This window comes from Nonomuraea sp. NPDC049784, assembly GCF_040659615.1.
Classification (GTDB): Bacteria; Actinomycetota; Actinomycetes; order Streptosporangiales; family Streptosporangiaceae; genus Nonomuraea.
On sequence record NZ_JBFAMX010000109.1, the window covers coordinates 1 to 25808 of the forward strand.

Genomic DNA, 25808 nt, shown 5'->3' on the forward strand with positions numbered 1-25808 from the left:
CGCAGGTCGACCTGAGGAGCGGCGGCCGGGTCGAGCTGCGCGACGCTGATCGCCAGCGGCCCGGGCAGCCGGAACGTGGCCGGCGTCACGAGGGTGCCCAGCCGGATCCTCGAGGTCTCCCTGGCCAGTCCGGCGAGGGTGATCCACGCGTCGGTGGAGCCGGGGCCCGGGTCACCGGGGCCGATGCGCATGTAGTGGTCGGAACGGAAGAAAGCGTCAAAGCCCAGCCGTTCGGTGGCCTGGGCGACGGTGAGCAGGTCGTCATATGTCGCGCCCTGCTGGGGCTCAGTGAAGATCCGCAGCTTCATGACGCCATTATGCGTACACAACGGACGCGCGCCGGAAAAGCCCCGCACGGAGGCCCGCGTGCTTGCTAGCGTTCACGAAAGCGCCGGTACGTAGCCGACTGATCACACGGGGTTGCCCATGCCGCGGCAGAAGAGGGAGCCAGGCACGCTCCCGCGCCCACTCTCGATCCTCAGCGCGCTTGTGCTCGCCGGCGCCACCGGCATGGTGGTGCGGATGCTCCCCGCGGGCGCCAGTCCCGCGCCGAAGCCGCCGCCGGTGGTGAGGCAAACCCCTGCCGCCTCGCCACCGGTGGCCGGCGAGCCGGCCGCCGGGTTCGTCGAATTCGTCGACACCGCCCGCGAACCCGCCTTCGACCTGTCCAAGGAGTCCCGGCGCACCGGAGTGCGCCACTACGCGCTCGGCCACCTCGTGGCGGGCGACGACGGCTGCGTACCCAAATGGAACGGCCCGTCCGACTCCGGCCCGCTCGACCCCGGCAAGAACCCCGTGGCCAACCGGATCGGCCGGCTCAGGGCCATGGGCGGCGACGCCGCGCCCGTGTTCGGCGGCCCGGACGGGCGGGAGCTGGCCGACACGTGCACCAGGCCCGGCGGGCTCGCGGCCGCCTACCGCAGAGTGGTCGGGGCGTTCGACGCCGCCGCCGTCGACTTCGAGGTCCGCGACAGCGACGACAAGGCCGCCGTGCTGCGCAGGGCGCGGGCCATCTACGCCATGCAGCGCGAACGACCGCTCCAGGTCAGCTTCACGCTGCCGTTGAGACAGGACGGGCTGGACGCGGGCGACGTCGCGATGCTGCGCACCACCCGCCAGGCGGGCGCCGAGATCGGCACCGTCAACCTGCTGGCCGAGATCGAGCCGCGCGGCTCCGCCGACGGCCGCCTGCACCGGGTGGCGGACGCCGTGCTGGCGGCCAGGGACCAGATCGCGCAGGCCCAGGGCCTGGACGACCCCGACCAGGCGTGGAGACGCATCGCACTGACCCCCGTGCTGACAGGCTCGGGCGACCTGAACGAGATCGACGCCCGCACGCTGACCGAGTACGCCACCCGCCACGGCCTGGCCTGGCTGTCGCTACGCGGAGTCGCCCCGGCGCCCGACGTGTCGCGGATTCTTTGGCGGGCCCCTCCCTGAATATAGGATTTCCGAGACCGATGAGGGTTCCGGCGGCAGGGGGAGGACGTGATGGCGGCGCGTCCGGAGACGGCGCGGAAGCTCCTGCTCCTCTGGATGGACGCCGCGATCGGCCTGTTGGGCGTGCTGATGGTGACCCTCACCGTGCTGCATGCCACGGCCGGCCGCATCAGCCCGCTCAACGCCACGATCACCATCGCCTGCATGCTCGGGTTCTTCGGGCTCTTCCCCTTCCTGCTCAGGGACGCCTACGACAGCAGGCCGGGCCGCCCCACGCCCAAGCTGGTGATCGCGACGCTTTTCACGGCGGTCTCAGTCGTGTTGCTGCCGCACCACCCGCTTCAGGACACGCCCAGCTGGCTGGAGCTCGGTGTCCTGTGGCTGTCGATCGCGGCACTGTACGTCCCGCTGACCGTGACCCTCGGCCTGGGGGTGGCCGTGGTGGGTCTGGTCAGCGGCTACGTCGTGGCCATCACCGACCGGTCCTGGCTGGACGTGCTGATCCCCGAGACGATCAGCGCCATCGTGATCACCGCCTCCATGCTGCTCTGGCGCTGGCTCTGGTGGACGATCAGGGACGCCCACGACAGCAAGGAGGCGAAGGCCCGGCTGGCGGTGTCGGAAGAGCGGCTACGCTTCGCCCGCGACCTGCATGACCTGCTCGGGCACAGCCTGTCGGTCATCACGTTGAAGAGCGAGCTGGCCGCCAAGCTGGCGACCAAGGACGCCGAGCGGGCGGCCGACGAGATGGCCCAGGTGCGCCGGCTGGCCGGCGACTCGCTGGCCGAGGTGCAGCAGGCGGTGCACGGATATCGGATGCTCGACCTGGACGAGGAGCTGTCCGGCGCGCGTGCCGCGCTCGAGGCGGCGGGCGCCCGCTGCGTGATCGACGTCAGGGCCGATGGCCTGTCGCCGGCCGCCAGGACGCTGCTGGCGTGGGCGGTCCGCGAAGGGACCACGAACGTGCTGAAACACAGCACCGCCACACGCTGCGCGATCACCATCGACGGCGGAGTGCTGGAGATGCTCAACGACGGAGTGCCCGGGCCGCCGCCCGCCCCCGGCAACGGCCTGCGCGGCCTGTCGGAGCGGCTGGCCACGGCGGGCGGCTCCTTCTCGGCGGCGCCCACCCCGGCCGGGGAGTTCCTGCTGCGCGCGGCGGTGCCGACGTGATGTGGCGCGCGACGAAGCTGGACAAGCTCCGCTGGCTGATCGTCTACTCCACCGACGCCATCCTGCTGGGCTCCCTCATCGGCTACTACGACCTGTATGTCCGCTGGCAGCAGCTGGGGGCGGTGCTCCTGCCGGTGGTCGTGACCGGCACCGTCCTGCTGCTGGCCTTCAACGTACTGGCGACGCGGCCGTTCAGGGTGGCCATCAGAGGCGGCTCGCGGCCGACGGCGATCCTGGCGGTGACCGGGGTGCTCAGCCTGCTCCTGGCGGTCATCGGGCTCATGTGGGCCATCCCGGCGTGGCTGGCGACGCTGGCGCCGTTCGTGCGCAGGCGCACCGCCGTCGTCCTGTCGGTGCTGTCCGTCGTTGCCTTCAACCTCTACGCGGGGTTGCTGAGCGGGTTCGTGCCGGCGCTGATCCTGACGCAGGCGCTGCTCACCGCCGTCAGCGTGGGCGGCGTGCTGGCGAACCTGTGGCTGTGGCGGGTGGCCAAGGAGGCCCACGAAGGGCAGGAGGCGCAGTCCAGGCTGGCGGTGTCGGAGGAGCGGCTGCGCTTCGCCCGCGACCTGAACTCACTGCTCGGGCAGAGCCTCACCGACATCGCGGCCCGGACGGAGAACGCATCGCGCACGCTGCCCGCCGACGCTCACGCTGCCGCCGAGGAGATGTTCGCGGTACGCGACCAGGCCAGGCAGTCGTTGCGGGAGGTCCGCTCGGTCGTGCAGAGCTACCGGGCCGTCGACCTGGACGAGATGTTGGCCAGCGTGCGCGCGGTGCTGGAGGCGGCGGACGTACGGTGTACCGTGCACGCGGAGACGGGCACGCTGTCGCCTGAGGCCCGCACGCTGCTGGCCGCGGTCGTGCGCGAGGGCGCGACGAACGTGCTCAAACACAGCAAGGCCGAACGCTGCACGATCACGATCGAGGACGGAGTGCTGGAGATGTCCAACGACGGGCTGAGCGGGCCGGTGAGCGAGCCCACGCCGAACGGCCTGGCGGGGCTGGCCCAGCGCGTGCGAGCGGCGGGCGGCACCCTGGAGGCCTCGCCGACCCACGAGGGCCGCTACCTGCTGCGGGCGGCGGTGCCCGCATGACGACCCGGGTGTTGCTGGCGGACGACGAGCACCTGATCAGGGGCGCCATCGCGGCCCTGCTCGACCTCGAGGAAGGCATCGAGGTCGTCGCCCAGGTGGGCAGGGGCGACGAGGTCGTGGCCGCCGTGGCCGAACACCGGCCTGATGTGGCCGTGCTCGACATCGAGATGCCCGGCATGGACGGCCTCAGCGCGGCCGAGCAGATCAGCTCCCAGTGCAAGATCATCATCCTGACGAGCCTGGGCCGCCCCGGCTATCTGCGCAGGGCCATGGCGGCGGGCGTGAGCGGCTTCCTCGGCAAGGACGCTTCGGCGGAAGAGCTGGCCATGGCGATCCGCAAGGTCCAGGCCGGCGGCCGCTACCTCGACGCCGAGCTGGCCGCGGCGGCGATGGCCGCCGGGGACAGCCCTCTGACCGAGCGCGAGCGCGACGCGCTCCGGCTGGCCGGCGACGGGGCCACGATCTCGCGGATCGCGGCCGAGCTGCACCTGACCGAGGGCACCGTACGCAACTACCTGTCGAGCGCGATGGCCAAGCTCAACGCGCAGAACCGCCTGGAGGCCATCAGGACAGCCCAGCGCATGGGCTGGCTCTGACCGCACACGCCGTGAACCTTCGCGTCGTCCACCGGGAGCTCGCGCACCCCGCGCACGACGGCGGTGGCGGCGACCGTCATGAGGACCGGCCCAGAGCGCGCCGGCCAGCCCGAGCGCCGTCTGCGCGGGCCCGGCGCGTTGCCGATCGGCACCACGGCGTTGGAGCCGAGGGCGTCGTAGGAGTACACGCGGGAGAGCCGCCCGGCCGGCACGTGCCGCCCGGCTAACGCAGCAGGCTCCGGGCCTCCGCCAGCAGGTCGACCTGCGTCCGCCAGTCGCCGCCCGATATCCCGATGATCGCTTGGCGGGCCCCCGCCTCGCGGTAGGCGGCGAGCTTCTCGGCGGCCTCCTTCGGATGGCCGGTGAGCGGGATCTCGACGACCTCCTCCAGGGGGCGCCCGTAGGCGGCGCTGATGCCCGACGCGATCTCCGCCCGGGACGGAAGGCCGGGTCCGCCACCCAGGGCGCCCGCGCCGCCGATCGCGATGACCGGTGTGGGGCGGCCGTGTTCGGCGGCCAGTTCGGCGAGGCGTGCCCGGCCCTCGACCACCTCCCCGGGCGAGATCAGGGACGGGAACCAGCCGTCGCCCAGCCGCGCGGCCCGCCGGATCGCCGGCGCGGACGCGTTGCCGACCCACACAGGGGGCATCGCGGCAGCCGGGGCCAACCGGACCGGCGGCTCGCCAGGCTCGTCCGGCAGCCGTACCTCCTCACCCGCCAGCAACCGGGGCAGCAGTTCCAGGGCCGTGTCGGTACGGCGGCCACGCGAGCCATAGGGCACTCCGGCCGCGGCCCACTGCCCGGGCCCGCCGCCCGATCCCACGCCCAGCACGAGGCGGTCGCCGGAGACGTGCTGCAAGGACGCGATCTGCTTGGCGGCCCAGGCGAGGGGGCGGATCGCGGGGATGAACACGCTCGTGCCGACCCTGACCTCGGCGGTGACCGCGGCCGCGATCGCCAGGGCGATCGGGCCGTCCAGCGTCGGCCCCCCGATGGCCAGGTGGTCGCCGTGCCATACGCCGTCCAGCCCGGCGTCCTCGGCGTGCCGGGCGGCCGTTGGCAGGTCGATGCCGTCCCGGCGCTGGACGTCGACCCCGGGCAGCACGACGCCGATCTCGAAGCTATCCATGCGCCCCACTGTGCAACCTCAAGCGAGGTCGAGGTCAACATCCGCGCGGAATTCCCCGGCTACAGCTGGGAAAGGGGAAAAGCTCTGTGCGCCTGCTGCAGGCCGCCTGAGCTGTGGGAATTCAGGAAGGCATCACGTGGGGAAGCTCGACACTTGGCCTTCCCCACGTTAGCCTTGCCTCATTCGCATGTATCGCTACTACATGCGACGCCGTTTAGTCGATCATGGCTCTTACAGCGCCGATCGCTATGACAACGGCGGCAAGTATCACGAGAAACCGTACGGTCCGGGGTGTTGACTTGATCGCATCCCGGACTATGCGTCCGAGCTCTTGCACGATCGTGGTCCCAAAGCCCGATGGATCGCACATCCCTGGTATCACCTCCCCCCGGATTGGCCCCCTGACCTGCACTGTTCCTCCTTTCTCAATCTTGATTCCACGGTGCATGAGGGTCTACCAATCTGCAAGCAGCCTTCACCCGTTTCTCCGCCTGTGAAAGTAAATTTCAATCGGGGCACGGGTCAGGAGACAACAGGCCGCTTAATGAACGGGAGCACACCCGTACCGCCCGGCGTCCTGACACGCCGTCGTACCGATATCAAGGCGCCCCGAGACTTGCTGTCCGAAGAACTTCCCGAGCAAGAATCCGAGCACGACGAAGGTCACGCCGCCCACGCCGATCCGATCGGCTCGCGTGCGCCGTCCATGCCGCAGCATGATCTAACTCTTGACCAGCAGCGCCACGCACTCCACGTGATGGGTCATCGGGAATGCGTCAAAAGCCCGCAAATCAGAAAGGGTGTAACCGCGCTCCGCCAGCCAGGCCAGATCCCGCGCCAGCGTGGCCGGGTCGCACGACACGTACACGATGCGCAGCGCGTCCATCGAGGCGATCCGCTCCACCACCTCGCGCCCCAGCCCGGAACGGGGCGGGTCCACCACCACGATGTCCGCGCGCTCGATCTGGAAGCGGTCCAGGGCCTCCTCGACCCGCCCCCGCTCCACCTGGGCCTGTGGCAGGTCGCGCAGGTTGGCCCGGGCGTCCCGCACGGCGGCCGCGTCAGACTCCAGGCCGAACACCGCGCCGGACGGCCCCACGGCCTCGGCCAGCCCGGCCGCGAACAGCCCCACCCCGCAGTAGAGGTCGAGCGCCCACTCCCCCGGCTCCGGCGCCGCGTACACCAGCACCGCGTCCAGCAGCGTCTCGGCGGCCCCCGGGTGCACCTGCCAGAAACCGCTGCCCGCCACCCGGAACTCCCGGTCGCCCACCTGCTCGCGCAGCACCCCGGAGCCGCGCCGCGGCACCGTACGGCCCTTGCCCTGGTCGAGCAGGACCGAGGCGGACGCGTCGAGATCGGGCACCGTGACACTACGGCGCGGCCTGGGCGCGACCACCACGGCCCGATCGCCGGCGGAGGACGCGATGACCTCCACGCCGGACGCCCCCGGCCAGGAGCGCTGCTCGGCCCCGACCGCCTCCACCTCGGGATGGGCGATCAGGCAGGCGTCCACGACCTCGATCTCGTGCGAGCGGTGCCGGCGGAAGCCCAGCTCGCCGCTGGGCGTGGCGGCGAACTGCACCCGCGTGCGCCAGCCGAGCCCGTCCTTGGCCCCCGGCACCTCCTCCACCACGACCTCGCGCGAGATGCCCGCGAGCCGCTGCAGCTGCTCGGCCACGACCTGCGCCTTGAGCCGCCGCTGCGCCTCCGGCGTCGCGTGCTGCCAGTCACAGCCGCCGCACCGCCCCGGGCCCGCGTACGGGCAGGGCGGCACCACCCGGTCGGGTGAGGCCTCCAAAATCTCCACGGCGTCGGCGCGCAGGAACCGGGCGGTCTCCTCGGTGACGCGGGCGATCACGCGCTCGCCGGGCAACGCATGCCGTACGAACACCACGCGCCCTTCATGGCGCGCCACACACCAGCCGCCGTGCGCGACCGGACCTACCGTCAACTCGAGAGATGCCTGTTCCACAGGAACACCCTATGCCCGGAGCTGCTGCTCATCTTTGACGGTCTCGTGCCAGGGCCGGCGCACGGCCCCGGGAGCGAACGGTTCGGGCCTGCCCTTGAGCCGGTCGGAGGAGTGCAGCTGCCAGGGCACGCTCGTCACCATGACCCCCGGCTTGAACAGCAGCCGGGCCTTCAGCCTGAGCGCGCTCTGGTTGTGCAGCAGGTGCTCCCACCAGTGGCCGACCACGTACTCGGGGATGAACACGGTCACCACATCGCGCGGCGAGCGCCGCCGCAGGGTCTTGACGTAGTCGAGGATGGGCTGCGTGATCTCGCGGTACGGCGAGTCGAGCATCTTGAGCGGCACCGGGATGCCCCGCCGCTCCCATTCCTCCTGCAGCTTGCGCGCCTCCTCGCCCTCGACGCCCACCGTGACGGCCTCCAGCGTGGACGGCCTGGTGGCGCGGGCGTACGCGAGGGCGCGCAGGGTCGGCTTGTGGATCTTCGAGACGAGCACGATCGCGTGGTTGCGCGCGGGCAGCATGGCCGGCTCGTAGTCCTCGGTGACCTCCAGCTCGGCGGCCACGTTGTCGTAGTGGCGCCTGATGGCCTTCATCATCAGGAACAGGATCGGCATCGCGATGCACACGATCCACGCCCCGACCAGGAACTTCGTCAGCAGCACGACCACCAGCACGAGCCCCGTCATGATCCCGCCGAAGAAGTTGATCACGCGGGAGCGGTGCATCTGGTGGCGCACCTTGGGGTCGGTCTCGGTCTTCAGGTGGCGGGTCCAGTGGATGACCATGCCGGTCTGGCTGAGCGTGAACGAGACGAAGACGCCGACGATGTAAAGGTTCAGCAGGCGGCTGACGTCGGCCTGGAAGCCCCACAGCAGCAGGCACGCGCCAGCCGCCAGGATGACGATGCCGTTGGAGAAGGCCAGCCGGTCGCCGCGGGTGTGGAGCTGGCGCGGCAGGTAACGGTCCTGCGCCAGGATGGAGCCGAGCACCGGGAAGCCGTTGAAGGCGGTGTTGGCCGCCAGGAAGAGGATCAGGGCCGTCACCGCCGAGATCACCACGAACGGCAGCGACCCGCCGCCGAACACCGCGTCTGCCACCTGGGAGATGATCGGCTGCTGGTAGTAGCCGGGGCCGACGGGCGTGCCGTCGGGCTTGAGCAGGTCCTCGGCGACCACGGACGGCTCGGCGATCTTCACCCCGGACGCCAGCCCGAGCGCGATGATGCCGCCGAACATGGTGACCGCGACCAGGCCCATCATCAGCAGCGTCGTGGCGGCGTTCTTGCTCTTGGGCTTCCTGAAAGCGGGCACGCCGTTGCTGATGGCCTCGACGCCTGTCAGGGCGGCACAGCCGGAGGAGAACGCGCGCAGGATCAGGAACGCGGCGGCGAAGGTGGTCAGGTTGGTCTGCTCGGGCTGGATGGTGAAGTGGGCGCTCGGCGCCTGGAGATTGTCACCCAGCACCAGCAGCCGGAACCCGCCCCAGGCGATCAGGATCAGGACCGCGATCATGAATGCGTACGTCGGAATGGCGAAGGCGACGCCGGACTCACGGATGCCGCGCAGGTTGACCACGGTGAGCAGGATGACGATGGCGATGGCGATGGCGGGCTTGTGCTCGCCCACGAACGGGATCGTGGCGCCGACGTAGTCGACGCCGTTGGCTACGGACACGGCCACGGTCAGCACGTAGTCCACCATGAGCGCGCTGGCGACGGTGAGCCCGGCGCTCTTGCCGAGGTTGGTGGTCGCCACCTCGTAGTCACCGCCGCCGCTGGGATAGGCGTGCACGTTCTGCCGGTACGACGCCACGACGGTGAGCATCACGACCACGACAGCGATCGCGACCCAGGGGCTGTAGGTATAGAAGGAGACGCCGGCCAGGGACAGGATGACCAGAATCTCCTGCGGCGCATACGCCACAGAAGAGAGCGCGTCACTCGCGAAAACCGGGAGTGCGACCCGTTTAGGGAGAAGTTGCTCATGGAGTTGCCCGCTACGTAGGGCCCGCCCCACGAGCATGCGTTTGACAAGATCCGTTACCTTCGCCACGTAACGAGATGCTAGCCCCATGCCGAGGCCCTAAACGAGGCGCTCCCCCTTCGGGCCATACTGGTGTCCAGCAACCGGCCGACCGCGAACATGCGGGGGGAAATGCATATAGTGATCATGGGGTGTGGCCGGGTCGGCTCGACTCTCGCCCACATCCTCGAAGACAGCGGCCATTCCGTCGCCATCATCGACCGCGACCCACAGGCGTTCCGGCGGCTGCGCGCCGGATTCCGGGGGCGGCGGGTGACGGGCATCGGCTTCGATCGCGACGTGCTCACCGAGGCCGGCATCGAGTCCGCCGCCGCGTACGTCGCGGTCTCCAGCGGCGACAATTCCAACATCATCTCCGCCCGCGTGGCCCGCGAGACGTTCGGCGTGGACAACGTGGTGGCCCGCATCTACGACCCTCGCCGGGCCGAGGTCTACCAGCGGCTGGGCATCCCCACGGTGGCGACCGTCCGCTGGACGGCCGACCAGATCATGCGCCGCATCCTTCCCGAGGGCACCGAGCCGCTCTGGCGCGACCCCACGGGCACCGTCATCCTGGCCGAGGTCACCGTACATCCTGAATGGATCGGCACCCGCGTCGTCGACCTCGAGGCGCGTGTCAGAGCTCGTGCCGCCTTCATCAACCGCATGGGTGAGGCCCTGACCATCACGGACGACACCGTGGTGCAGGAGGGTGACGTTATGCACGTCATCGCCGCGGAGAACGACATGGACCGGATCAACAAGGTGCTCGCCGCGGCACCGGAAGAGGACGACTGATGCGCGTCGCCATCGCCGGAGCAGGCGCCGTCGGCCGCTCCATCGCGGCCGAACTCCTGGAGAACGGCCACGAGGTCCTGCTCATCGACATCGACCCCCGAGCCATCAAGATCGACAGCGTGCCGCGCGCCGAGTGGCTCCTCGCCGACGCCTGCGAGATCGCCTCCCTGGACGAGGCCGGGCTCAACAACTGCCACGTCGTGGTCGCGTCCTCCGGCGACGACAAGGTCAACCTGGTCGTCTCGCTGCTGGCCAAGACCGAGTACGGCGTGCCACGCGTGGTCGCCCGCATCAACCACCCCAACAACGAGTGGCTCTTCAACGAGTCCTGGGGCGTGGACGTGGCCGTCTCGACCCCGCGCCTGCTGAGTGCGCTGGTGGAGGAGGCGGTCAGCGTCGGCGACCTCGTCCGCCTGATGACCTTCCGCCAGGGCCAGGCCAACCTGGTGGAGCTCACACTGGCGGAGGACGCCCCTGTCGTCGGCCAACGAGCGGGCTCGGTCCCCTGGCCGGTGGACGCGGCCCTGGTGGCGATCCTCCGCGAGGGGCGGGTCCTGGTTCCTACGGCCGACGATCCGCTGGAGGCGGGCGACGAGCTGCTGTTCGTGGCCAACCAGGAGGTCGAGCAGGAACTGGCCCACCTCCTCTCCCAGCACTAGCCGGTACGCCCAGGACGTCCCAGGGTCGCCAAGGGGCTCCGGGCCTCCAAGGGTTCCGGAGGCGGATAGCAAGGTCCTCGCGCTGGGGGTGCTCAGTCCATCAATGGGGAGTCGTGGGGGTCGTTCGTGTCCGCGCAGGGTGTGGCGACCCTCTGCGGCACGAAGAAGACTCCCTCCGGCATGAAGAACACGTCGAAGCCCGGCGTCGCCTCCGCGCCCCCTCCGCACAGAGCGTGATCCGGTCCGAGCCAGTCGTCGTCGGCGATCGCGGGCCCGGCAGACAGGAGCAGGGCGGCGGCGGTCGTGGTCACGGCCATGATGGCGCTTCTATACATGGTGGGGCCCCCGATACGGCGTGATCGTTCGCCGACCTTCGTACCCGCGCAAGTGGATCACCTGCTTAAGGGATTGCTCCGGAGGTCTTTACCGTTGATCGCGGCCGCTAGGAGAGCGCCCAGCCCGCCCGCAGGTCAGCCAGGGCCTGGTGGAAGCCGGGGAACGTCTTCTTCACGCAGCCAGGCTCGTCCAGCGTGATGCCCGGTGTACGCAGGCCGGTGACGCTGAAGGACATGGCGATCCGGTGATCCCCGTGGCAGGCGATCTCGGCGGCGCGCGGCTCGGCCGGGTGGATCTCGATCCAGTCCCGTCCGGTGCTTACGGGCACACCCAGGCGGCCGCAGGTTCTCGGCGCAGGCGTCCAGGCGGTCGCACTCCTTGATCCTGGTGTTGTAGACGTCTTCGATGCGCACCGGCCCGTCCGCGAACGGCGCGATCGCGGCGAGCGTGGGGACGGTGTCGGAGATGTCGCGCATGCTCGTGGTGAGGCCACGCAACCGGCCGTTGCCGGTCACGGTCACCGCGTCAGGCGGTGATGGACTTCGACCCCGGGATTCGGATGATGATCACCCGACGCAGCCTAAAGCCTTGGCCACGCCGGGGCCGGGCGGGTCTGCCCGGCCGGGACGGAGGCGGGCAGGGTCAGGCCGGGGCGACCGGTTTGATCGGGGTGCGGCCGCGGCCCAGCACCCAGAGCATGGCGGCGAGGGCGGCCACCTGCAGGGGCCAGCCCATGACGATCTTGGCGAGACCGAGGGCGGCGACCGCTTCGTCGCCGCCCCCGAACAAGTACACCGGTGCCTGCACGGCCACCCGGACCGCGCAAGGCAGCATGAGCAGCCAGGTCAGCCGGGTGCACAGCTTCACGATGCCCGGGTCCTTGTGCCAGGCGGTCGGGTCGCCTGTGACCGAGCCGATCAGGAAGCCCACCACCGGCCAGCGGGTGACGATCGACAGCAGCATCGCCACCATGTAGCCGGCGTTCCACAGGATGCCGGGCAGGAAGTAGTCCTTCGCGTCACCGCTGCGGCTGGCGAAGAACGCGCCGATCGCGATGCCGATCAGGCTGTTGATCACGAACTGTGGCGTGGACCGCTGCACGATCCGAACCAGCAGCAGCAGGACCGACAGCGAGACGCTGACGATGAGCGAGAGCTTCAGCTCCTCGGTGATGACCCAGCAGAGCGTGAACGCGATCGTCGGGATCGCCGCCTCGATGATGCCGCGCACGCCGCCGAACGCCTTGGCGAGCTGGGCTCGCACCGCCGCTTCAACGGTGTCGTGGGCGACCTCTTCCGCCTCAGCACTCACGTGTCAACTCCCTGGGCGCAGCTCGTAACGCGGATTGAACATCACCTTGCGCCCGTCCTGGACGCTGACCAGGCCCTCGGCCTTGACCGTGCGACCGGGCTCGATGCCCGCGATCTTGCGGCGGCCGAGCCAGACCAGGTCGATCACGTCGGACCCGTCGTAGAGCTCGGCCTCAAGAGCGGGAGCGCCGCCCCGCGGACGCAGTGTCACTGTACGTAGCGTACCGGCTACGCAGAAGCGCCTGCGCCCACCACACGAGACGATGGGGGTCGCGCCCACCCCGTCGGCGTCTTCCCGCAGTTCCTGGGCCTCGATTTCGGACTGGGGTGAGGCCAGCCGACTGAAGAACCCGCGCAATCCCCCGCGTTTCGGAGGCTCTGCCGTACTCATGATGAATCAGCCTATGTGATGTCGGCGCGATGTCAGCCCTCAGCGAATCTCGCTTATTTCAGGCCCTCTTTTGAACGGGTTGAGCCCGGGCCGCTCGTCCGCCTTCTCGCTCACTTGTTCGTTGGGACGGCGCAGCGGAATCGGCTCCTCACGGGCCATGGGCTCGTCGCCGCGCACCACCACGACGTCCTTCACAAAGTCTATGTACGCCGCCGCGACGTTCTCGTCGAGCGCCGCCTTGCCGGAGATCACCGCCAGCAGGAACCAGCGGGGCCCGTCGATGCCGATGTATCGAGCGGGACGGGTGGCCCCGTCGATCCTCATCTCGCCGGCCAGCTCGCTGCCGAACGGGCCTTCCCGCTCCTCCAGCTGCTTGGACTGCGCCAGGATCTTGGTCTTGACCTCGTCCCACAGGCCCGAGCTCCGTGGCGCGGCCAGGGCCTGAAGCTGCAGCGAGCTCTCCTCGTAGAGGACGACGACGCCGACGTGCTGGTCCCCGACGGAGGCCAGCCGTACGTCGAAGTCAGGGTTGTACGGCAGCCGCAGGCCGCCGAGGTCGATCCTGTCGCTCTCCGGGTGGGACTCGTCGGCGTCCCACGGGCCGGACTCTCGCGTGGGGGCGGCGGGCTCCTGCCCGGCCACCTCTTCCGGCTGCTCACGACGACGACGTCGGAACACGTTCCTCACTCTCCTCGCTCGTGGGCCGTCAACGCGGCCCATTGATCATCGTCCTGTGGATCCGAACCCGTTGGCGCCGCGCATCGAACCCGGCAGCCGCTCGACCTCGTAGAAGGCCGCGCGCTCGACCCGCTGGACCACGAGCTGCGCCACGCGGTCGCCCCGCTGGAGGCGGAACGGCTCCTTGGCGTCGGTGTTGATCAGCGTCACCTTGATCTCGCCGCGGTATCCCGCGTCGACGGTGCCGGGCGCGTTGACCAGAGTGACGCCGTGCTTGGCCGCCAGCCCCGAGCGCGGGTGCACGAACGCGGCGTAGCCGTCGGGCAGGGCGATCGCCACCCCCGTCCCGACGACGGCCCGCTCGCCGGGCAGCAACTCGACGTCCTCGGCCGCGTAGAGGTCGGCGCCCGCGTCTCCCGGGTGGGCGTAGGACGGCATCGGCAGCTCGGCGTCGAGCCGCTGGATGAGGACCTCGACGTTGCTCAAGGGGTCACCTCGTAGTCCTGGTGTTCGGTGGCGGCGGCCAGGTCGCCGTGCTCGGCGAAGTGTTCCATGCGCACCTCGCTGAACTGCGCCGCCGCGCGGCCGTCGACCGGTCCGTCGGGAGCGCCGATGCGCCCCTCAGCCTCAAGGTACGCCTTCCCGCCCGTGATGCCGTCGCACCAGGCGCGCGGGTGGAGTGTCGTGCCCACGGGAACAGGGGTGCCGGGTGGCGGCCCGCCGGCGACCGGCGGCGGGGTGGCGAGGGAGGAACGAGTCACGGGTGACGAGGTTACTCCGTGTCCGCCCTTCGGCCATCCTCACCACGGGTACCGACGTTCTCACCTTTCGGCTTCACGGCCTCTGGCCGCGGCGCGGCCTCGCCCTCGCCGGGGCCCTCGCGGGGAGGGGCCTCGTGATGGGACGGCGGCGGCAGGGCGGGGGTCTTGTGCCTGAGCTCGGGCAACGCCCGGTAGATCACCGCGGCCACCGGCACGGCCACCGCGGCCCCCGCGATGCCCGCCAGGATGCCTCCGATGGCCAGCACGAGGATGATCGCCAGCGGATGGAAGTTCAGGGCCCGTCCCACGATCAGCGGCTGGAGCACGTGGTTTTCCAGCTGCTGCTCGATGATGAGGATGCCCAGGAAGATCAGCGCGTAGACGAGCCCCTTGGCGCCCAGCGTGACGAGGGTGGCGACCGTGCCGGCGAAGAAGATGCCGACGATGGGGATGAAGCTCGCGAAGAAGATCAGCACGGCCAGCGGCGCCCACAGCGGCACGCCCATGCCCGCCAGCACGATGCCCATGATCAGCCCGTGCACGGCGGCCACGGCGACGGTGCCCTGCACGTAGTGGGAGAGCGTGGCCCAGGCGGCCCGCCCGGCCCGGTCCACGCGCGGCGCGACCTCGCCGAACCCCCTCAGGATCCACGCCCAGATCCGGTTGCCGTCCTTGAGCAGGAAGAACGTCACGAACAGCAGCAGCACGATGGAGGCGAGCACCTCGAAGGCGACCGCCCCGGCCGACAGCACGGTGCCGGTGATGGCCGTGCGCTGCTGGTTGACCATGGCCGCGATCTCGTCGACGTAGCTCGTGATCTGGGCCTCTTTGAGGTGCAGCGGGCCGGTGATCAGCCAGTCCTGGACCGACCTGGCCGTCGCCTGCACCTGCTGGACCAGGTTGGGGAACTCGTCGCTGGCCCGAGCCCCCACCAGCCACCCCGTGCCGACGAGCACGGCCAGGGCCACCAGCATGGTGATCCAGGTGGCGTAGATGGGCCGCATGCCCGCCTGGCGAAGGCGGTTGGTCAGCGGGAACAGCAGCGCGGTCAGCAGCAGCGCGATCGCCACGGGCAGCGCCACGAACGTGAGCCGGGCGATGATCAGAGCGAAGAAGTAGACGACCACGCCCACGAGGATCAGGCACACACACCATGCGGCCATCTTGGCCAGCACGGGCGGCACGAGCTTGGTTGGGCGGTCGGGCATCACGTGTTCAAGACTGGCACGTCCGGGCCCAGGATGCGCGCTGATAAAGCGAGGGTCGCGTCACAAGGCGCGCCTCCCGCACCGGGCCGGCACTGCGTGCCCTCCAGCGCCTCCCGCACCGAGCCGGCGATGGACGTGCTCCCCAGCCGCCCCAGGGAGGCCGGAGCTACGCGAGCGTGTGACTGTCGGCGGGCAGTTCGCGCATCGTGCGGAGGGGCGAGGTGACCAGCCACAGGAACGCCAGGCAGGACCCGGCGGCGGCGACCAGGAGCGTGTTCCGCACCCCGATCGACCCGCCCAGCGCGCCGCCGATCAGCCCGCCCAGCGGCAGGGTCCCCCAGACGAGGAAGCGCATGGTGGCGTTCATCCGCCCGAGCAGCGGCTCGGGCGTGATGCCCTGGCGGAAGCTGAGCTGCGTGACGTTGTAGAGCACCACTCCCGCCCCGGTGCCGAACTCGTAGAGCACGAACAGCCCCAGCCGCCAGTCGGCCTCCATCCACGGCAGCACGAACGCCAGCGGCGCGGGCACGGCGAGGCCCAGCCACATCGCCGGCCCCTGCCCGAGCCGCCTGGCGACCCTGGCGTTGACCAGCGCGCCGACGATCCCGCCGAGCCCGCCGGCGGCCGTGAGCAGCCCGATGGCGCCCGCGCCCAGGCCGAGGTCCCTGGCCAGGAGGAGCAGGACCATCGGCTGGGAGACGGACACGAACAGGTTCGCGGTGGCGGTGCAGCCCGCGATACGGCGCAGCAGCGGCTGGCCGAGCACGAACCTGACGCCTTCGGCGATCTCCTTGCCCAGACGGGCACGGCCCGGCTCCTGGTGTGGCTCGCGTCTGCGTATCGTGGCCAGGCACAGCGCCGACCAGGCGAATCCGGCCACCGTGGCGACCAGCGCGAAGGGCGCCGTGAGGAGCTGGATCAGGTAGCCGCCCCCGCTCGGCCCGCCGACCTGCGCCACCGTACGCACGATCTCCAGCGTGGAGTTGCCCTCGACGAGCCGCTCGCGCTCGACCAGGTGGGGCAGGTAGCTCTGGTACGCGACGTCGAAGAACACGGTGAACACGCCCAGCACGAGCGCCACCGCGTACAGCTGATAGATGGTGAGGACGTCCAGCCACCACGCCACCGGCACGGAGGCGAGCGCCAGCGCCCGCGCCCAGTCGGCGACCACCATCACCACGCGCTTGCGCATGCGGTCGACAAGTGCGCCGGCAGGCAGCCCGATCACCACGAACGCCAGCGTCTGACACGCGGCCAGCAGACCCACCTCGAACGCCGAGGCCCGCAGCGCCGACACGGCCACCAGCGGCAGGGCCAGCATGAGGACCTGGCTGCCCGCCTGGCTGGCGGTGTCGGCGAGGAACAGCCGGCGGAAGTCGTGATCGCGTAGCAAGCTCACCCGCCACAGCATCCACGACCGATTGAGAAAAATCAACCGGTTATAGGGTGGCCGTCCATGGGCACCAAACGCCGCGCCACCGAGGCCGAGGCTCGCGCGCTGGCCTCGTCCGTCCGGCTGCGCATCCTGCGGCTCTGCCTCGACCAGGCGCTCACCAACAAGGAGATCGCCGGCCGCCTCGGCGCGAACCCGGCGACCACTCTCCACCACGTACGCAAGCTCGTCGACACCGGCTTCCTGGCCGCCGAGCCCAGCCGGCCGGGGCCGCGCGGCTCCACGGAGATCCCCTACCGGGCCACCGGCAAGTCATGGGAGATGGATGTCCGCGAGAGCGGCGTGACCGGGGCCAGGGCGGCGATAATCGAGGCTTTCCTGGAGGAGATCAGGCTCGTCGACCTCGAGAAGGCCACTCTCATCAGGCTCGGGCTCCGGCTCACCGAAGAAGATCACGCCGAGTTGCAACGGCGGTTGCAGGCGCTGGCCGACGAGTACCGCGAGAAGCAGCCGCCACCGGACGGCGAGGCGTACTCGCTCTTCCTCGCCATGCACCGCGACGTCAGCCGAGACCCGTGAACGCACGGACGCCGGGCGCCGCCTACGCGAGCGCCCGGCGTCCTGCCATCCGGACGTCAGCCCAGGTGGACCTCGACTTTCAGCTCGTCACCATACTCCAGGACGAACTCCTCCACATTGCCCGCGGCGCAAAGGTCGTCCTGAGCTTGGCGGACAAGCGCGACTTCCGGCGCGGAAACGGTCAGCCTGGAGACCTCTGCCCGCATCGACTGCTTGGCCTCGGACTTGGCCTTGCGAACCTGACCGAGCACCTCGGACGCCACGGCCAGCACGGCCGGGTCGCCGGAGCCACGCTCGACGGCGGGCCACGAGGCCCGGTGCACCGACCCCTCGCGCCACCACGACCACACCTCTTCGGTGACGAAGGGCAGGAACGGCGCGAACAGCCGCAGCAGCACGTCGAGCGCCTGCCGCAGCGCCGCGTGGGCCGAGGCGGCGGCCGGACCGGACTCGTAGGCCCGGGCCTTGACCAGCTCCAGGTAGTCGTCGCAGAACGCCCAGAAGAAGCGCTCCACGGCCTCCACCGCCCTGGTGTGGTCGTAGGCCTCGAACGCCTCCGTGGCCTCGCGCACGACGTCGGACAGGGCCGCGAGCATCGACAGGTCGAGCGGCTCGGTGACCGCTCCGTCGCTCTCGGCCAGGCCCAGGACGAACTTCGACGCGTTCAGGATCTTGATCGCGAGCCGCCGCCCGATCTTGAGCTGCCCGGCGTCGAACGCTGTGTCCACGCCGTAGCGGCCGTTGGCCGCCCAGTAGCGCACCGCGTCGGAGCCGTGCTGCTCCAGCAGGTCGAGCGGGGTGACGACGTTGCCCTTGGACTTGGACATCTTCTTGCGGTCGGGGTCGAGGATCCACCCGGAGATCGCGACGTCGCTCCAAGGCAACTGGCCGAACTCGTAATGCGACCTGACCACGGTCGAGAACAGCCAGGTGCGGATGATCTCGTGCGCCTGCGGCCGCAGGTCGGCCGGGTAGACCCGCTTGAACAGGTCGTCGTCGGTCTCCCAGCGGCCCGCGATCTGCGGCGTCAGCGACGAGGTGGCCCAGGTGTCCATCACGTCGGGGTCGGCCATGAACCCGCCGGGCACGCCGCGCTGGTCCTCGGTGTAGCCGGGCGGCACGTCGGAGGACGGGTCGATCGGCAGCATGTCCTCCGACGGCACGATCGGCGCGTCGTGGACGGGCTGCCCCGACTCGTCGATCGGATACCACACCGGGAACGGCACGCCGAAGAACCGCTGGCGCGAGATCAGCCAGTCACTGGTGAGCCCTTCGACCCAGTTGTCGTAGCGCACCCGCATGTGCGGCGGGTGCCAGGCCAGCTCGCGCCCGCGCTCCAGCAGCCGCGCGCGCAGCTCCTCGTCGCGCCCGCCGTTGCGGATGTACCACTGGCGGGTGGTGACGATCTCGAGCGGCTTGTCGCCCTTCTCGTAGAACTTCACCGTGCGGGAGACGGGCCTCGGGTCGCCCTCGAGGTCGCCGGACTCGCGCAGCAGCTCCACGATGCGCTCGCGCGCGCTGTGGACCGTCTTCCCGGCCAGCTCCTTGTACGGGTCCGCCTCGACGCCCTCGGGCGGCTCGGGCAGCAGCCGGCCGTCCCAGCCGATGACCGGCCGCGTCGGCAGGTGCAGCTCCCGCCACCAGGTGACGTCGGTGATGTCGCCGAAGGTGCAGATCATCGCGATGCCGGTGCCCTTGTCGGGCTCGGCCAGCCGGTGGGCCAGCACCGGCACCTCCACCCCGAACAGCGGCGTCAGCACCGATGTGCCGAACAGCGGCTGGTAGCGCTCGTCGTCGGGGTGGGCGACCAGCGCCACGCACGCCGGGATGAGCTCGGGCCTGGTCGTCTCGATCCAGACCGGGCCCTTCTCGCCGTAGAAGGAGATCTTGTGGAACGAGCCCGGCCACTCGCGGTCTTCCAGCTCGGCCTGGGCGACGGCGGTGCGGTAGGTCACGTCCCACAGCGTCGGCGCCTCGGCGAGGTAGGCCTCGCCGCGCAGCAGGTTACGCAGGAACGCCCGCTGCGAGACCGCCCGGGCCTCGTCGCTGATCGTGGTGTAGAGCAGCGACCAGTCGACCGACAGGCCGACCCGCCGCCAGACCTCCTCGAACGCCTGCTCGTCGAGGGCGGTCAGCTTGTGGCACAGCTCGACGAAGTTGCGCCGCGAGATGGAGATCTCGCGTTTGCCGGGCTTGTCCGGTGGAACGAAGCCAGGGTCGTAGGGCAGCGACGGGTCGCAGCGCACGCCGTAGACGTTCTGCACCCGGCGCTCGGTGGGCAGGCCGTTGTCGTCCCAGCCGATCGGGTAGAAGACCGACTTGCCGATCATCCGCTGGTAGCGGGCCATGATGTCGGTGTGGGTGAAGGAGAAGACGTGACCGACGTGCAGCGAGCCCGACACGGTCGGCGGCGGCGTGTCGATGGAGTAGACCTGCTCGCGCGACTTGGACCGATCGAAGCGGTAGATGCCCTGCTCCGCCCAGCGAGCTACCCATACCTGCTCCAAGCCGTCAAGGGTCGGCTTTTCCGGCATAGAGGCATGGCGTAGTCGCTGTTGAGTCATGCCTCCTTATGGTACGGCTTCGCAGGCGTGGCAAGCGGTACAGACTAGTGTTCGTTACAAAGGGGAAGGGAGATCGGCATGGCGGAGGACAAGCCCGATATCGCCTGGCGTGTCATCGGCGGTCTGATGGGGCTGGCGACCGCCTGGGCGGCGAGGAAGATCCTCGGGTTCGTCTGGGTGAAGGCGACCGGCAAGGAGCCGCCCATCGACACGGACTCGCCCGAGGTCAGCATGGGAGAGGCCATCGGCTACGCCGTGCTCATGGGGGTCGGCATGTCCGTGGCGCAGATCGTGGTCAACCGGACCGCCAAGAAGCGCTACGACGCGTGGAAGTCTGTGAAGCAGGTGACTCCAGGGCAGTGAGAAACTCGCTGGCCCAGCGGTCCACGTCGTAGGTGGCTACCCGGCGGCGCATCGTGCGCATCCGCCGGGCCAGCTCGTGCGGCGTGGCCCGCATCGCGGCCAGCATCTGCCGCTTGACGTCCTCCACGTCGTACGGGTTGACCAGGTAGGCCTGGCGCAGCTCGTCGGCGGCCCCGGCGAACTCGCTGAGCACCAGCGCGCCGTGCAGGTCGTGGTGGCAGGAGACGTACTCCTTGGCCACCAGGTTCATCCCGTCGCGCAGCGGGGTCACGACCATGACGTCGGCGGCGAGGTAGAGCGCCGCCAGCTCGGCGTGGTCGTACGACTGGTGGAAATACTGGACCGGCTGGTAGCCGAGCTGCGCGTGCTCGCCGTTGATCCGCCCGACCTGCAGCTCGATGTCGTCGCGCAGCCGCTTGTACTCCTCCACCCGTTCCCTGCTGGGCGTGGCGATCTGCACGAACACGGCCTCGTTGGCCTTCAGCTGCCCGTCCTTGAGCAGCTCACCGAACGCCTCCAGCCGCTGCCCGATGCCCTTGGTGTAGTCGAGCCGGTCGACGCCGAGCAGCACGTGCTCCGGGTCGCCCAGCTCCACCCTGATCTCCTTGGCCCGCGCCATGATCTGCGGATCGCGCACCAGCGAGTCGAGCTGCCCGAAGTCCACGGAGATGGGGAAGGCCTGCGTGGTCACGACCCTGTCGTCGAGGAAGATCTCGTTCCCCTTGTACGGCAGCCCGAGCAGCCTCCGGCACAGCCGGCGGAAGTTGGAGGCCCCGCCGGGCAGCTGGAAGCCCACCAGGTCGGCTCCGAGCAGCCCTTCGACGAGATCCTTACGCCACGGCAGCCGCCAGAACAGCTCGGTCGGCGGGAACGGGATGTGCAGGAAGAACCCGATCCGCAGGTCGGGCCTGAGCTTGCGCAGCATGGCTGGGACGAGCTGCAGCTGGTAGTCCTGCACCCAGACCACAGCGCCCTTCTCGGCGGCCTCGGCGGCGGCGTTCGCGAAGCGCTCGTTGACGGCGCGGTACGTATCCCACATCGCCCGGTCGAACACCGGCGGCGCCACCACGTCGTGGTAGAGCGGCCACAGGGTGGCGTTGGAGAAGCCCTCGTAGTAGAGCTCCACCTCGCTGGCCGACAGTGGGACGGGGATGAGATTCATGCCGCCCTGCTCGAACGGCTCGAGCTTCTCGCCGGGGGCACCGAGCCAGCCCGCCCAGGCTCCGTGGCGACGCTGCATCACCGGTGCGATCGCGGTGACGAGCCCTCCTGGGCTCCTGCGCCACGAGGCCGTTCCGTCAGGCTCGATCGTCCGATCCACCGGCAACCGGTTCGCGACGATCAGAAACGAGCTACGGCCAGTCACGCAGTTTCCTCCTCTTCACCGAGAGCGCGGCGGACAGCGTCCGCCACCGACTCCGGACCCGCATGGGGGATGATCGCAGCGATGTGGGAGTCGGGCCTGATGAGCCATGCCTCATCCGGCCCGGCGCCGAGCCTCTCAGCGAGCCCATCGAGTTCCGTGAACCCGCGCACGGCATGCGGCACCGTAATGACCTTGCCCAGGACCTGCGCAAACAAACGCGAATCGCACATTTCACCCAGCAGAACCAGGAAACCGTCACGGCAGAGCTCCCGCAGTCTCCCGCCGGGAAGCCGCATATCCGGCAGGATCACGCCGGGCGCTGGCACGCACAGCGCCCCCTTCGGCGGCCTGCCCCCGAACGGCCGCGTCGGCTCAGGCGTCGTCAGCGGCGAGTCCACGTACCAGTAAGGCTCCGCGAACCGGCCCGAGTCCACCTCCGCCGCCAGGCCGCCCTCCAGCGCGGCCCGCCTGCGCATGCGCTCCTCCACGGTGCTGGGCACGATGAAGCGCATGGTCGCGGCGGTGATCCGAAGGTTCTCCAGGGCGGCGGCGTGCCGCTCGGCGTGGTACGACTCCAGCAGCCCCGGCCCGGCCCAGCCGTTGAGCGCGAAGGCCAGCTTCCAGGCCGCGTTCTCGGCGTCGGGCACGCCGGAGTTGAGCCCCCTGGCGCCGAACGGGGCCACCAGGTGGGCGCAGTCGCCGGCCAGCAGCACCCGGCCGACGCGCATGCGGGAGGCGATGCGGGAGTGGAAGCGGTACGTGCTGTGCCAGAGCAGCTCGTACGGCCGCTCGCCAATGATCTGCCGGACTTTTCGCGAAATATCGACCTTTGTTGGGATGAAGTCGGGCGCGATCTGCCAGTCGATCCTGAACGCGCCGCCTGGGCAGGGGTGGATCAGCACCTGGCGGCCCGGGTTCCAGACGGGGTCGAAGTAGAAGCGGCGCTCGTTCTCCCAGCCGGGCAGGTCGGCCTTGATGTCGCAGATCAGGAACTGGTCGTCGAACGTCTCCCCGTCGAACGTGACGCCGAGCGACTGGCGTACCCGCTGGGCCCTGGCGCCCGCGCAGACCAGCACGTAGGGAGCGCGCAGCAGCCGCTGGCCGCACTGGACCGTCACGCCGGAGCCGTCCTGGGTGAGGCCGGTGACCTCGTGGTTCCAGCGCACCTCGATGAGCGGCTGTGCCGCGATGGCCTCGTCCAGGATCTGCTCGGTGCGGGTCTGGGAGATGTTCACACAAGGTGGCAGGGGCCCCTCGCGCTCGAACTCCCAGGACAACAGCTCGCGGTCACGGTAGTACGTGCGGGCGGTGGTCCAGGCCAGGCCCTCGTCCGCTATCTTGCCCGCCCCGGCGGCGGCCCAGATGTCGAGCACGTCGCGCTGCTGGCAGATGGACTTCGACCCGGCGGAGTCGCGTCTGGCGCGCCCGTCGAGCACGAGCACGTGGATGCCCCAGCGGGCCAGCAGCAGCGCGGCGCTCTGCCCGACCGGCCCTGCCCCTACGACGATGACCTGTGCGCTCATGACTGGAGCTGGTCCCAGACCTCGCGGTCACGCTCGGCGGTCCAGATGCGCGGCCGCTCGACGCCGTGCAGCTGGTCCCAGAGCCTGGAGACGTTGAACGGCAGGCAGTGCTCGAAGATCGGCCAGGACCCGTACCGCGGTGCGAGCGCCCGGTGCGTGCGGTCGAACGCCTCCTTCAGCGTGCCCGCCGCGCCGGCCTCGCGCAGCATCACGGCGAGGAAGTCGCGCGTCTGCCCGATGGCCGCGTCCACGCCCGCCTTGCCGCGCGCCACCGCTCCCCTGCCGCCGACCAGCGTCTCCGCCCCGAACGACGCCACCTTGTCGAGGGTGGTCGTGGACCAGTCGTGGTGGAAGGCGTCGCCGGTGTAGAGGGCGGCCTGGGACTCGACGAGGTCGCCGGCGAACATGACGCGCCGCCTGGGCAGCCAGGCCACCAGGTCGCCCTCGGTGTGACCCCGGCCGCAGTATGCCAGCACCAGGTCACCCCGGTCACCGCCCAGGTCGATGGTGAACGTGTCGCTGAACGTCGCCGTCGGCCACGTCAGCCCCGGGATCGACTCGGGCTCCTTGAACAGGCGGGGCATCCTGGCGTACTCGCTGGCCCAGTCCTGCTCGCCGCGCTCGGCGATGAGTTCGCGGGTCTTGTCGTGCGTCACGATCACGTCCGCGCCGAACGCCGACGCGCCCAGCACCCTGACCGCGTGATAGTGCGAGAGCACCAGATACCTGATCGGCTTGTCGGTGTGCTCGCGCAGCCTGGCCAGCCACTGGCGGGCGGCCACGGGCGTCGCCAGCGCCTCGAAGCAGACGAGGAAGTCCTCGGCCTCGATGGCGCCCACATTCGGGTCGCCCTCGGCTGTGAGCGCGTACACGCCCTCCGCCAGAACCTCCAGGGATTGCCGCTTCTCACCGAGATCCGCCGACGATGCGAACGGCTTGGCCATAACCCCTCCTCCAGGAACGCGGTCACCACTCCCATGAACACCTTCCCGCTCTCAGGCCCGGCTCTCCACGGCTCCCTCCCCTGGCCTCCTAACGGCGTCGCGGGCTCACCGCCACCCGCCCGCAGCCGGGGCCGCGGGCGGGTGCGGGGTGGGGTCATGCCGGGCGGCGGGACTGGACGATGTGGAAGCGGCCGGCCACGTAGCCGGGGTCGGTGAGTGAGGCGGTGGCGGCCGGGTTGGCGCCGGTGCCGTGGTAGTCGCTGAAGGCGGCCGACTGGTTGACGAAGACGCCGCCCGTCAGGTTGCACGACAGGTTGACGCCCGCGTCGATGGCGGCGCGTTCGGCCTCGTCGAGCACGTCCGATGAGGTCGAGTACGCGGCGGCGGTGAGCGCCCCGCGGGCCTTGATCGTGCGGCGCAGCACGTCGAGGCTCTCCTGGGTCGATCCCGTCGGGATGACGAACGAGATCGGCCCGAAGTGCTCGCGTCCGTAGACATCGGCTTCGTCCGGAGAGACCTTCACGATCACCGGAGTCCGCACCACCGCGTCCGGGAAGGACGGATGCTTCAGAGCACGCGACTCCAGCACCACGTCGCCCAGGGACGGCGCGGCCTCGACCCGCACCAGCACGTCCGGGTTGACGATGGCCCCCGTCAGCTCCACCGCCCGGGCCTCGTCCCCGAGCAGCTTGCCGACGGCGCCCGCCAGCCCGGCGCAGACGTCGTCGAAGCTCTTGTGCCCCTCGTCGGTCTCGATCCCGCCCGCCGGCACCAGGATGTTCTGTGGCGCCGTGCACATCTGGCCGCTGTAGAGCGACAGCGAGAACGCCAGGTTGCCCAGCATGCCGCGCCACGAGTCGGTGGAATCGACGACGATCGTGTTGACCCCCGCCTTCTCGGTGTGCACGAGCGCCTGGCGGGCGTTCTCCTCCAGCCAGTCGCCGAACTCCGTCGAGCCGGTGAAGTCGACGATGCGGATGTCGGGATGGGTGGCGAGCGTCTTGGCCAGCCCCCGGCCCTCCTCCGCCGCCAGCGAGACCAGCCCGGGGTCGAAGCCCGCCTCGGCCAGCACCTCGCGGGCGATCTGCACGGTGATCGCGAGCGGCAGCACCGCGCGCGGGTGCGGCTTGACGATCACCGGGTTGCCGGTGACGAGCGAGGCGAACAGCCCCGGGTACGCGTTCCAGGTCGGGAACGTGTTGCAGCCGATCACCAGCGCGACGCCCCTGGGCACGACCGTGAAGCGCTTGTCCATAACCAGCGGGTCGCCCTTGGCGGGCTTCTCCCAGCGGGCGGTCGTGGCCGAGGACGTCATGGCGGCGTAGCCGTACGCGACGGCCTCGAGCGCGCGGTCCTGCGCGTGCGGCCCGCCCGCCTGGAAGGCCATCACGAACGCCTGCCCGGTCGTGTGCTGCACCGCGTTGGCCAGCTCGAAGCTGCGCTGGTTGATCCGGTGGACGATCTCGACACAGGCCAGCGCGCGGGCCTCCGGCCCGGCGTCCCGCCAGG

General features: G+C 70.2%; 26 protein-coding genes and 1 pseudogene. 8 read left to right on the forward strand and 19 right to left on the reverse strand.

Going from position 1 to position 25808, the window contains the following annotated elements:
* A partial coding sequence (locus AB0J09_RS22960; protein ID WP_360694425.1) for an LLM class flavin-dependent oxidoreductase occupies nt 1–308 on the reverse strand: 308 nt, incomplete at its 3' end.
* Nucleotides 309–426: 118 nt separating this feature from the next.
* On the opposite strand from AB0J09_RS22960, the gene AB0J09_RS22965 reads away from it, so the two are divergent.
* Genes AB0J09_RS22965 through AB0J09_RS22980 form a run of 4 tightly spaced genes read left to right on the forward strand, consistent with a single transcriptional unit; the run spans nt 427 to nt 4303 of the window.
* A complete protein-coding gene (locus tag AB0J09_RS22965; RefSeq protein ID WP_360694428.1) occupies nt 427–1440 on the forward strand; it encodes a hypothetical protein in 1014 nt (337 codons plus the stop codon).
* A 51-nt stretch (nt 1441–1491) separates the two neighbouring features.
* The gene (locus AB0J09_RS22970) at nt 1492–2613 is read left to right on the forward strand and encodes a histidine kinase (protein WP_360694431.1); all 1122 of its coding nucleotides are present in this window, start codon (nt 1492–1494) and stop codon (nt 2611–2613) included.
* Nucleotides 2613–3707 carry a histidine kinase gene (locus AB0J09_RS22975; RefSeq protein WP_360694434.1) on the forward strand — a complete coding sequence of 365 codons (1095 nt, stop codon included), beginning with the start codon at nt 2613–2615 and terminating at the stop codon, nt 3705–3707. Before AB0J09_RS22970 ends, AB0J09_RS22975 begins: the two co-directional genes overlap by 1 nt.
* Nucleotides 3704–4303 carry a response regulator transcription factor gene (locus AB0J09_RS22980; protein WP_360694437.1) on the forward strand — a complete coding sequence of 200 codons (600 nt, stop codon included), beginning with the start codon at nt 3704–3706 and terminating at the stop codon, nt 4301–4303. Before AB0J09_RS22975 ends, AB0J09_RS22980 begins: the two co-directional genes overlap by 4 nt.
* Before the next feature lie 223 nt (nt 4304–4526).
* Here AB0J09_RS22980 and AB0J09_RS22985 read toward each other — a convergent pair whose 3' ends face one another.
* The 3 genes from AB0J09_RS22985 to AB0J09_RS22995 all read right to left on the reverse strand — a co-directional run bounded on the left by AB0J09_RS22985 (nt 4527) and on the right by AB0J09_RS22995 (nt 9426).
* A complete protein-coding gene (locus AB0J09_RS22985; protein WP_360694439.1) occupies nt 4527–5432 on the reverse strand; it encodes an LLM class flavin-dependent oxidoreductase in 906 nt (301 codons plus the stop codon).
* 721 nt (nt 5433–6153) lie between these two features.
* Nucleotides 6154–7404 carry a class I SAM-dependent RNA methyltransferase gene (locus AB0J09_RS22990; protein WP_360694442.1) on the reverse strand — a complete coding sequence of 417 codons (1251 nt, stop codon included), beginning with the start codon at nt 7402–7404 and terminating at the stop codon, nt 6154–6156.
* 9 nt (nt 7405–7413) lie between these two features.
* Nucleotides 7414–9426 carry an APC family permease gene (locus AB0J09_RS22995; protein WP_360694497.1) on the reverse strand — a complete coding sequence of 671 codons (2013 nt, stop codon included), beginning with the start codon at nt 9424–9426 and terminating at the stop codon, nt 7414–7416.
* 132 nt (nt 9427–9558) lie between these two features.
* On the opposite strand from AB0J09_RS22995, the gene AB0J09_RS23000 reads away from it, so the two are divergent.
* Both AB0J09_RS23000 and AB0J09_RS23005 read left to right on the forward strand, forming a co-directional pair.
* A complete protein-coding gene (locus tag AB0J09_RS23000; RefSeq protein WP_360694445.1) occupies nt 9559–10224 on the forward strand; it encodes a TrkA family potassium uptake protein in 666 nt (221 codons plus the stop codon).
* Nucleotides 10224–10883, forward strand: coding sequence for a TrkA family potassium uptake protein (locus AB0J09_RS23005; protein WP_345002424.1), 660 nt, complete (start codon nt 10224–10226; stop codon nt 10881–10883). Before AB0J09_RS23000 ends, AB0J09_RS23005 begins: the two co-directional genes overlap by 1 nt.
* A 92-nt stretch (nt 10884–10975) precedes the next feature.
* Here the strand turns inward: AB0J09_RS23005 and AB0J09_RS23010 are convergent, their stop codons facing one another.
* The 10 genes and pseudogenes from AB0J09_RS23010 to AB0J09_RS23055 all read right to left on the reverse strand — a co-directional run bounded on the left by AB0J09_RS23010 (nt 10976) and on the right by AB0J09_RS23055 (nt 16966).
* A complete protein-coding gene (locus AB0J09_RS23010) occupies nt 10976–11200 on the reverse strand; it encodes a hypothetical protein (protein WP_360694449.1) in 225 nt (74 codons plus the stop codon).
* Nucleotides 11201–11325: 125 nt separating this feature from the next.
* Nucleotides 11326–11547, reverse strand: a complete 222-nt coding sequence (locus AB0J09_RS23015; protein ID WP_360694452.1) for a hypothetical protein — start codon at nt 11545–11547, stop codon at nt 11326–11328.
* 13 nt (nt 11548–11560) lie between these two features.
* Nucleotides 11561–11740: pseudogene (locus AB0J09_RS23020) on the reverse strand (3-phosphoshikimate 1-carboxyvinyltransferase); the annotation flags it as partial.
* A 121-nt stretch (nt 11741–11861) separates the two neighbouring features.
* On the reverse strand, nt 11862–12530 hold the full coding sequence (locus AB0J09_RS23025) for a DUF3159 domain-containing protein (protein ID WP_360694455.1): 669 nt from the start codon (nt 12528–12530) through the stop codon (nt 11862–11864).
* Between the two features lie 3 nt (nt 12531–12533).
* On the reverse strand, nt 12534–12920 hold the full coding sequence (locus tag AB0J09_RS23030; RefSeq protein WP_360694458.1) for an OB-fold nucleic acid binding domain-containing protein: 387 nt from the start codon (nt 12918–12920) through the stop codon (nt 12534–12536).
* Nucleotides 12921–12959: 39 nt separating this feature from the next.
* The gene (locus AB0J09_RS23035) at nt 12960–13598 is read right to left on the reverse strand and encodes a DUF3710 domain-containing protein (protein ID WP_360694461.1); all 639 of its coding nucleotides are present in this window, start codon (nt 13596–13598) and stop codon (nt 12960–12962) included.
* A 45-nt stretch (nt 13599–13643) separates the two neighbouring features.
* Nucleotides 13644–14084, reverse strand: coding sequence for a dUTP diphosphatase (gene dut, locus AB0J09_RS23040; protein WP_360694464.1), 441 nt, complete (start codon nt 14082–14084; stop codon nt 13644–13646).
* Nucleotides 14081–14359, reverse strand: a complete 279-nt coding sequence (locus AB0J09_RS23045; RefSeq protein WP_360694467.1) for a hypothetical protein — start codon at nt 14357–14359, stop codon at nt 14081–14083. Before AB0J09_RS23045 ends, dut begins: the two co-directional genes overlap by 4 nt.
* A gap of 11 nt (nt 14360–14370) precedes the next feature.
* Nucleotides 14371–15567, reverse strand: coding sequence for an AI-2E family transporter (locus AB0J09_RS23050; protein WP_360694470.1), 1197 nt, complete (start codon nt 15565–15567; stop codon nt 14371–14373).
* Between the two features lie 166 nt (nt 15568–15733).
* Nucleotides 15734–16966 (reverse strand): MFS transporter, encoded by a 1233-nt coding sequence (locus AB0J09_RS23055; protein ID WP_360694473.1) that lies wholly within the window; start codon nt 16964–16966, stop codon nt 15734–15736.
* A 57-nt stretch (nt 16967–17023) separates the two neighbouring features.
* Here AB0J09_RS23055 and AB0J09_RS23060 point away from each other — a divergent pair, with 57 nt between their 5' ends.
* Nucleotides 17024–17539, forward strand: a complete 516-nt coding sequence (locus AB0J09_RS23060) for a helix-turn-helix domain-containing protein (protein ID WP_360694476.1) — start codon at nt 17024–17026, stop codon at nt 17537–17539.
* Between the two features lie 56 nt (nt 17540–17595).
* On the opposite strand, the gene valS is transcribed toward AB0J09_RS23060, so the two are convergent.
* A complete protein-coding gene (gene valS / locus AB0J09_RS23065) occupies nt 17596–20073 on the reverse strand; it encodes a valine--tRNA ligase (RefSeq protein WP_360694479.1) in 2478 nt (825 codons plus the stop codon).
* 108 nt (nt 20074–20181) lie between these two features.
* On the opposite strand from valS, the gene AB0J09_RS23070 reads away from it, so the two are divergent.
* Nucleotides 20182–20466, forward strand: a complete 285-nt coding sequence (locus AB0J09_RS23070) for a DUF4235 domain-containing protein (RefSeq protein WP_360694482.1) — start codon at nt 20182–20184, stop codon at nt 20464–20466.
* Here the strand turns inward: AB0J09_RS23070 and AB0J09_RS23075 are convergent.
* From AB0J09_RS23075 to paaN, 4 genes are all read right to left on the reverse strand, one after another.
* Entirely contained in the window at nt 20399–21832 is a 1434-nt protein-coding gene (locus AB0J09_RS23075) for a trehalose-6-phosphate synthase (protein ID WP_360694485.1), read from the reverse strand. The two genes, AB0J09_RS23070 and AB0J09_RS23075, sit on opposite strands and share 68 nt — an antisense overlap.
* Nucleotides 21829–23355, reverse strand: coding sequence for an FAD-dependent monooxygenase (locus tag AB0J09_RS23080; RefSeq protein WP_360694488.1), 1527 nt, complete (start codon nt 23353–23355; stop codon nt 21829–21831). Before AB0J09_RS23080 ends, AB0J09_RS23075 begins: the two co-directional genes overlap by 4 nt.
* Nucleotides 23352–24299 (reverse strand): MBL fold metallo-hydrolase, encoded by a 948-nt coding sequence (locus tag AB0J09_RS23085; protein WP_360694491.1) that lies wholly within the window; start codon nt 24297–24299, stop codon nt 23352–23354. The genes AB0J09_RS23080 and AB0J09_RS23085 overlap by 4 nt, the downstream gene beginning before the upstream one ends.
* A gap of 154 nt (nt 24300–24453) precedes the next feature.
* Nucleotides 24454–25808 (reverse strand): phenylacetic acid degradation protein PaaN (gene paaN / locus AB0J09_RS23090; protein WP_360694494.1); only part of this gene is annotated, 1355 nt, incomplete at its 5' end.